Consider the following 1,346-nt stretch of genomic DNA (forward strand, 5'->3'; position numbering starts at 1 on the left):
AAGGAGATGGTGGTGATCAGATCACCAAGTCCTCAGTTAGTTCCATTCAAGCTGCATCGATTTGGGCAACAACGCCATGCCAAAGGATTATCACCGTCCCGGCATCGAGAAAGAAGTGGCCACGGGCCGAACAGAAAGCGGGGAGGCACCGGCCTCCCCGCGACACATCCGTCAGCTGCGTCCCTTTCGCAAGGAAATAAGCAGCTCCGCTTCCGCCTGGGGCAACTCGCACTCGCTCATCACCTCGTCCAGATCGGCACCAAGCTCCACCATCTTGGCGGCGCGGCTGTAGAGGCGGCGCTCCGGATCCTGCAACGTCAGCTCCTGCTGGCTGTCGTGGATCTTCTGCATGGCCCCTTCTGCGGCTTGCAGACGCTGGCCCATGCCGATGGCGCCCGTGTGCAACTCCATCATCTGCTTGCGCAGACTCTCGAGCTGCCCCTGCAGCGCTTCCACCCTGGCCTCGGACTCTCGCTGGCGACGACGGTGCCCCAGGATCCCGTAAAGGGCCAGCACCAGTGCGAGCAAGGACAACCCCAAGGCTGCAAATTCAATCATCAAACCATCACCTTATCCGTCACAGGGAGGCGGACAGGTGCCATCGCCCCCGTCCGCACGTTCCCGTCCCTGTTACAGGGAACCAATGTCTTCCCACTCTTCGTCGGAGAGCAGCTTGTTGAGATCCACCAGGATCAGCAGTTGGCCGTCACGGTTGCTGACGCCCTGGATGAACTTGGCGCTCTCCTCGGTGCCTACCGCCGGGGCGGCATCGATCTCGGAGGAGCGCAGATAGACCACCTCGGCCACGCTGTCCACCATGATGCCGATCACCTGCTTCTCCGCCTCGATGATGACGATGCGGGAGTTCTCGCTCACGTCCCCGGCCGGCAGGCCGAAACGGGAGCGGGTATCGATGACGGTCACCACGTTGCCATGCAGGTTGATGATGCCCAGCACGTAGTCAGGTGCACCCGGGACCGGAGCGATCTCGGTGTAGCGCAACACTTCCTGAACCTGCATCACGTTGATGCCATAGGTCTCGTTTTCCAACTGGAAGGTCACCCACTGCAGCACTTCGTCTTCGGCCAGATTCTGTGCAATATTGCGCTTCTCTGTCATCTTCTTGATCCTTGTATGAACCCGTCAACGGGTAAAATTAGGGAAGGTGCGAATAAGTCATATGGCACGAGAGAATTTACTGGTAACCAATTGATATTAAATGACTAAAATTTTCATTTTTTGTTCGTGGGATACTTGTTCGCACTTTCCCTAGAAGACCGACTCAACCAGCACAGCGGCAATTCCTCCAAGCCTCCTTCCAGTGATGGGCCAGGCTCACCACCACC

2 protein-coding genes and 1 pseudogene are annotated in these 1,346 nt (G+C 58.0%); 1 reads left to right on the top strand and 2 read right to left on the bottom strand.

Features of this window, described 5'->3' with window-relative positions:
* Positions 1-171: 171 nt before the first annotated feature.
* On the bottom strand, positions 172-558 hold the full coding sequence (locus OKB81_RS20330) for a DUF2802 domain-containing protein (protein ID WP_010673943.1): 387 nt from the start codon (positions 556-558) through the stop codon (positions 172-174).
* Between the two features lie 72 nt (positions 559-630).
* A complete protein-coding gene (locus tag OKB81_RS20335; protein ID WP_160838252.1) occupies positions 631-1,119 on the bottom strand; it encodes a chemotaxis protein CheW in 489 nt (162 codons plus the stop codon).
* A 150-nt stretch (positions 1,120-1,269) separates the two neighbouring features.
* Here OKB81_RS20335 and OKB81_RS20340 point away from each other — a divergent pair.
* Positions 1,270-1,346, top strand: a pseudogene (locus OKB81_RS20340) (DUF6444 domain-containing protein); the annotation flags it as partial.

The sequence above is a fragment of the Aeromonas sp. QDB56 genome, assembly GCF_027705505.1.
In the GTDB taxonomy this organism is placed as follows: domain Bacteria; phylum Pseudomonadota; class Gammaproteobacteria; order Enterobacterales; family Aeromonadaceae; genus Aeromonas; species Aeromonas caviae.

Coding starts and splice junctions, on each gene's coding strand:
- OKB81_RS20335 (WP_160838252.1), bottom strand. CDS start 1,119: ATGACAGAGAAGCGCAATATTGCACAGAATCTGGCCGAAGACGAAGTG.
- OKB81_RS20330 (WP_010673943.1), bottom strand. CDS start 558: ATGATTGAATTTGCAGCCTTGGGGTTGTCCTTGCTCGCACTGGTGCTG.